This is a genomic window from Variovorax defluvii (assembly GCF_039541515.1).
GTDB lineage: Bacteria > Pseudomonadota > Gammaproteobacteria > Burkholderiales > Burkholderiaceae_C > Variovorax > Variovorax defluvii.
The window spans coordinates 56,648-63,163 of record NZ_BAABGJ010000007.1 but is presented as its reverse complement, the minus strand read 5'-3'; the positions used below and the strand labels follow the sequence as shown (position 1 = coordinate 63,163).

4 protein-coding genes are annotated in these 6,516 nt (G+C 70.4%); all 4 read left to right on the top strand.

The window, feature by feature from the left end; genetic code table 11:
• Positions 1–231 precede the first annotated feature (231 nt).
• The 4 genes from ABEA07_RS03840 (at position 232) to ABEA07_RS03825 (ending at position 6,513) form a co-directional block, all read left to right on the top strand.
• Positions 232–1,620, top strand: a complete 1,389-nt coding sequence (locus tag ABEA07_RS03840) for a glycoside hydrolase family 15 protein (protein WP_345535994.1) — start codon at positions 232–234, stop codon at positions 1,618–1,620.
• Positions 1,620–3,404 (top strand): ABC transporter ATP-binding protein/permease, encoded by a 1,785-nt coding sequence (locus ABEA07_RS03835; RefSeq protein WP_345535993.1) that lies wholly within the window; start codon positions 1,620–1,622, stop codon positions 3,402–3,404. Before ABEA07_RS03840 ends, ABEA07_RS03835 begins: the two co-directional genes overlap by 1 nt.
• Positions 3,401–5,698 (top strand): CocE/NonD family hydrolase, encoded by a 2,298-nt coding sequence (locus tag ABEA07_RS03830; RefSeq protein WP_345535992.1) that lies wholly within the window; start codon positions 3,401–3,403, stop codon positions 5,696–5,698. Before ABEA07_RS03835 ends, ABEA07_RS03830 begins: the two co-directional genes overlap by 4 nt.
• A 98-nt stretch (positions 5,699–5,796) precedes the next feature.
• Positions 5,797–6,513 (top strand): glutathione binding-like protein, encoded by a 717-nt coding sequence (locus ABEA07_RS03825; protein WP_345535990.1) that lies wholly within the window; start codon positions 5,797–5,799, stop codon positions 6,511–6,513.
• The last annotated feature ends 3 nt before the right edge of the window (positions 6,514–6,516 follow it).

Here is a 6,516-nt window from a genome sequence, read left to right as displayed (position 1 = left end):
CCTTTCTTTGGTTACTTTCTTTGGCGAGACAAAGAAAGTAACTCGCCCGCCGGGGCGAATTCCCGGCTCCTGCGCCAAACAACAAGCAAGGCCAAAACAAAGCCCCGAACGCCAAGTCCAAGCAACAACAACAACGCCAAAACAAAGGCCCAGTGCCCTCCCCCCCAGCGCACCCCAGAGGGAGAGGAAGCAAGACGAGCCCCTCACCTTCGCTCTTCCCCCCACGCTCCAATGACATTCATCGCGACCAGCCTGCAAGACCCATCGTTCGAGCCCTGGCTCGAAGCGCAGCTGCGCCATTCGGCAGACGGCATGCTGTCCAGCATCTCGCCGCTCGCGATCGTCAAGCATCGCGACGGCTTCGGCCAGACGGTGCGACCGGTCGCCGGGTCCATCGTCGCCTCGCCGGTGCTGGGCAGCTACGACCCGGACCCGGACTACTTCTTCCACTGGTTCCGCGACTCCGCCGTCGTCATCGACGCGCTGCGGCTCCTTCACGCCGACGGCCGCATCGGCGACGACGCCCTGCAGCGCCTGCGCGACTTCACCCGTTTCAGCCTGGATCTGAACCGCCTCGACGGCCGCGTCGATGCCGCGCTGCCCGGGCGCAGGGAGCGCGTGGCTCCCGAACTCCTCCAGTACCTGCGCGAGGACCACGACCTGGCGCGCGCCCATGGCGACGCCGTCGTGGCCGAGACTCGGGTGAACCCCGACGGCACGCTCGACATCCTGCGGTGGGCGCGGCCCCAGCACGACGGGCCGCCGCTGCGCGCGCTGGCATTGCTGCGCTGGATGGCCACCGGCGCGCTCGACGCGTCGCTGCGGGAAGAGGCCGCCTCGCTGATCCGCTTCGACCTGGCGTTCACACTGAGCCACTGGCGCGAGCCCTCCTACGACATCTGGGAAGAGGAAAGCGGCCATCACTACTACACGCTGCGCGTGTCGGCCGCCGCGCTGGCCGAAGGCGCGGCTTGGCTGCAGGGCCTGGGCGATGCGGTGCAGGCGCAGCAGTGCCGCGAGGCATCGCAGGCCGTGCTCGAGCTGCTCGACGGCTACTGGGTCGATGAAGGCACCGACGCCGCCGGCGCGCCGAAAGGCTACTACCGCTCCCGCGTGCTGGCCGACGACCAGCCCAGCCCGAAGGCGCTGGACATCGCCGTGATCCTGTCGGCCATTCACAGCGCCGGTGCCGCACCGAGGCATGGCGTGGCCGACCCCCGCATGCACGCGACGCTCGCCCGGCTCGAAGCCTTGTTCGATGCGGCCTATGCGATCAACCACGGCCGGCCCGCGAACCGCGGCCCGGCGATGGGCCGCTACCCCGGCGACGTGTACTGCTCCGGCGGCGCCTACTACTTCTCGACGCTGGGCGCCGCCGAGTTCTGCTTCCGCGCCGCGGCGCTGGGCGGCGACGCGGCACGCACCTGGTTCGAGCGCGGCGATGCCTACCTCGCCACCGTGCGCGCCTACACGCCGGCCGACGGCGCACTGTCCGAGCAGTTCGACCAGCACAGCGGCGCGCAGACGTCGGCCAGGCACCTGGCCTGGAGCTACGCCGCCTTCATTTCGAGTGTCCGGGCACGCCGCCTCGCGGCCGAGGCCCCGGCGCCGCGGGGTTGATGGACGCATCGGCGGTGAGTCTTGCCGAGCCGGCGCTGAAGACCGGTGTGGTCCGCCAGGTCGGCGTGCTGCTGGGCGCCTTGCGCAGGTCGGCCGTCGGCAAGACGCTGCTCGCCCTGGCGGCCGGCATCGTCGTCGTGGTCGGGCTCACGGCCTACGGGCAGATCGAACTCAACAGCTGGAACAAGCCCTTCTACGACGCGATCTCGCGGCGCGACCTGGAGGACTTCATCGACCAGCTCGTCATCTTCGCGGTGATCGCGGGTGTGCTGCTGGTGCTGAACGTGGTTCAGCGCTGGCTTACGGAGACCCTGCAGTACAAGTTGCGCGAAGCGCTGGTGACCGACCTGGTGGGCCTGTGGCTGCAGCCACGCCGGGCCTTCTGGCTGCAGGGCAGCGGCCCCATGGGGGCGCACCCGGACCAGCGCATGCACGACGACACGCTGAAGCTGTGCGACCTGTCGGTCGCCCTCGGCGTGGGGCTGCTGCAGGCGGCGATGCTGTTCGGCAGCTTCGCGGGGGTGCTGTGGGTGCTGTCGAAGGACTTCAGCTTCTTCTACGGCGGCCAGGACCATCCGGTGCCGGGCTTCATGCTGTGGGCCGCGATCCTCTACGCGATCGCGGGTTCGCTCATGACCTACTGGGTCGGCAAGGGCCTGATCACGCGCAACGCCGAGCGCTACGCGCGCGAGGGCGAAATGCGCTTTTCGCTGACCCGCATCAACGAGCATCTGGACGGCATCTCCCTGGCCGGCGGCGAGGCCGACGAGAAGCGCCGCGTCGCCCTCCACCTCGGCGAGGTGCTGCGTGCCACGGCGCGCGTCGTGCTCGGCCTGACCAACCTGACCTGGGTCACGGCGGGCTTCGGCTGGGTCACCGTCATCGCGCCCATCCTGGTGGCCGCGCCGCTGTACTTCTCCGGCAAGGTGTCCTTCGGCGGCCTGATGATGGCGGCCGCCGCCTTCACGCAGGCGCAGTCCTCGCTGCGCTGGTTCGTCGACAACTTCAGCGCCATCGCCGACTGGCGCGCCACGCTGCTGCGCGTGGCCGGGCTGCGCCAGGTCCTGTCCACCGACCTGGAGGCACGCCAGAGCGGCAGCCGCATCGCTTACACGGAGAGCGAAGGCGGCACGCTCGAGCTCGAAGCGCTCGAGGTGCGCGCCTGGACCGGCCACGATCGCCTGGACACACCCCACGTCGTCGTGCAGCCCGGCCAGCGCCTGCTGATTCTCGGCGGGCCGGGCGCCGAAAAGACGCTGTTGTTCCGCGCCCTCGCGGGCCTGTGGCCCTGGGGCTCGGGCACCGTGCGGCGGCCGCGCGGCGAGACGATCCACTTCATGCCGCGCGGCACGCCGTACCTGCCGCGCGGCACGCTGGCCGAAGCGCTGACCTACGCGATGGAGCCCGCGCGCTACCCGCGGGAGGCCATGGTGGACGCACTGGCCAGCGTCGGCCTCCAGCGGCTGGAACCCCTGCTGGACAAGACCGGCCGCTGGGAACGCGAGCTCAGCATGGATGAGCAGCTGCGGCTGGGCTTCGCCCGCGTCGTGTTGCAGACGCCGCCCTGGCTGGTGATGGACGAAGCCTTCGGCGCCTTCGACGACGACACGCTGACGCTCATCATCGAGCTCCTGAACGGCCGGCTCGCGGGCACCGGCATCGTCCACATCGGCTCGGCGGGCGAAGCGCACGACCGCGTGTTCACGCAGGTGGTGCGCCTGGTCAAGGTGCCGGAGGTGGAGCCCGAGCCCGACCCCGGCCCCGAGGAGGACTTCGAACCATGAGCCTTCTCGCACACCGCGCGCGCCGGATGCTGCCGCAGTGGATGCTGCTGCTGATGCTCGTGCTGGTCCTGCCCGGGGGGGCCTGGGCCCAGAACTTCGGCTTCAAGCCGCCGGCCGACCCGGACGATGCCGCCGCCCCGGAGCTGATGCGCGACCTGGCGCAGCGCATCGTGCCGGTCTACCGCGACACCGAAGCCGAGTCGTTCCTCGCCAACCTGACGGCCCTGCAGATCGTGAGCGGCACCTACCGCGCCGCCAACGAAAGCAACAAGTCGCTGCGCGCCCGCAACCAGGGCAAGCCCTTCAACGGGCCGGTGGTGCGGGCATTCGTCGACGGCATCTATGCGAACGCGCGCGCCATCGAGGCGAACGAGCGCATGGGCTTTCCGAACGCCTTCGCGCGCGCCTTCCAGGAGCTGTTGGCGCCGCTGGACAACATGCAGGCCGCGGCCGTCATGGCGCGGCTGCAGATTCCGCCGGCCTCTTTGAAGGAGCCGGTGCAGCGCGAGTTCGACCGCTGGCGCGCCCGGGGCAGCGTGCCGCAGGCCGAGGCCATCGAACTCGTGCGCGCCTGGCTCGCCTACGACTCGCGCCGCGCCTACAGCGTGCTGCTGCCCGAGCTGGTGGCGGCGGAGAACCACGTTCGCTACGTGGCGCAGACCGGCATCCGCATCCGCGTGCGGGGCGCCGTCATCCATGCGAGCGTGGTACGGCCGGGCCGCGCCACGGGCCCGCTGCCGGCGTTGCTGCGCTTCACGCTCGATCCCGCCGAGGACGACGCGCACCAGAGCGCCGTCCACGGCTACGTCGGAGTCACGGCCTACGTACGGGGACGCACACCGGACGGCAGGGGCATGGTGCGGCCCTTCATGCGCGATGGGGAAGACGCCGCGGCCGTCATCGAGTGGATCGCCCGCCAGCCGTGGAGCGACGGCCGCGTCGCCATGCTCGGCGACGGCTACTCCGGCTTCGCCGCCTGGGCCGCCGCGCTCAGGAGGCCGGCTCCCCTCAAGGCCATCGCCACCGTCGCGCCGATGGCGCCCGGCATCGACTTCCCGATGGCGGGGCAGATCTACCGCAACAGCATGGTCCGCTGGGTGCAGGAGCATGCGATGGCCGGGACCGTGCGGGCCGAAGGCGATGCCGCCGCCGACGCCGCCGCCGACGCTCGCTGGCAGGCGCTCGACGAGCGCTGGTACCACGGCCGCCGCCCCTACAGGGAGATCGATCGTGTGCTGCTGGGCAGGCGCAACCGCGTGCTGCGCAACTGGCTCGCGCACCCCAGCCACGATCGCTACTGGCGCAAGTTTCTGCCGAGCCCGAAGCAGTTCGCGCAGATCGACATCCCCGTGCTCGGCATCGCGGGCTACTACGGCGCCGAGGCCGGTGCGCTGTATTTCCACCAGGAGCATCGGCGCCACCGGCCGGAGGCCGATTCGACGCTGCTGCTCGGCCCTTACGACGCGAGCACGATCCGGCACGGCACCGCCACCCAACTGCGCGGCGGCACGATCGACCCCGTCGCGCGCGTCGACCTGCCCGCGCTGCGCTATCGCTGGCTCGACCACGTCCTGCGTGGCGCGACGAAGCCTGCGCTGTTGCAGGCCCCGGTCAACTACCAGGTGATGGGGGCCGACGAGTGGCGCCACGTGTCCTCCCTGGATGCGCCGGATCGGACCCGGCTGCGCCTGTACCTCGACCCGCACGAGCGAAACGGCGCCTATGGCCTGTCGGCCTCGCAGGCCGAAGGCCGCGGCAGCGCACGCCTGTCGGTCGATCTGGCCGACCGACGCGACGATCGCACCCCGGGGCCGGCCGCGCTGCGCAGCAGGCAGCTGCCGATGCGCAACAGCATCCGCTTCGTCAGCGATCCGCTGAGCCAGGACACCGAGGTCGACGGCATCCTGCGCGGCGTGTTCGACATCACGCCCTCGCGGCAGGACGTGGACCTCAGCGTTTCGATGTACGAACAGACGGCGAGCGGGGACCACCTGCTGCTCTTCGAGCCCTACGAGTTCCGCGCCAGCTATGCCGGCCACCGCGTGCGCCGCCGGCTTCTGCAGGCCGGCGTGCGCCAATTGCTGCCCTTCACCGCCGAGCGCGCGACCGCGCGCAAGCTGGCGGCGGGCAGCCGCATCGTGCTGGTGATCGGCATCGTGAAGCGGCCGGATCGGCAGATCAACTACGGCAGCGGCAAGGCGGTGAACATGGAGACCATCGCCGATGCGAAGCGGCCCATGCGCGTGCGCTGGCATGGGCGCAGCCACGTCGAACTGCAGACCGGGAGGCCCTGAGGCGCCAGGCCGCGGGCTCTTGACCTGAAGCGAGGATGCCGGTCCGCTTCGCAGGCAGAATCCGCGCTTCAGCGTCACAACCAAGAGAAGAGGCCCTCATGACCGACCTGTCTGCCTATGCCATTACGAAGAAGTGGCCCGCCGCGCATCCGGACCGCCTGCAGCTGTATTCGCTGCCCACGCCCAATGGCGTCAAGGCTTCGATCATGCTGGAGGAGACCGGGCTTCCCTACGAGCCGCACCTGGTCAGCTTCGAGACCCACGACCAGATGTCGCCCGAGTTCCTCTCGCTCAACCCCAACAACAAGATCCCGGCGATCCTCGACCCGAACGGTCCCGGCGGCAAGCCGCTGGCCCTGTTCGAATCGGGCGCGATCCTGGTCTACCTGGCCGACAAGACCGGGCGGTTGATGCCTGCCGACCCGGCCGCCCGCTACGAGACCCTGCAGTGGCTGATGTTCCAGATGGGCGGCATCGGGCCCATGTTCGGCCAGGTCGGCTTCTTCCATAAATTCGCCGGCAGGCATTACGACGACAAGCGCCCGCGCGACCGCTACGTGGCCGAGTCCCGGCGCCTGCTGCACGTGCTGGAGATGCGGCTGGCGGGCCGCGACTGGATCATGGGCGACGACTACACCATCGCCGACATCGCCACCTTCCCCTGGGTGCGCAACCTGGTGGGCTTCTACGAGGCGGCGGAGCTGGTGGAGTTCGAGGCCTTCCCGCACGTGCGGCGCGCGCTGGAGGCCTTCGTCGCGCGCCCCGCGGTGGCGCGGGGCCTGGGCATACCGAGCCGCACGCCGGCGGCCGCCTGAACG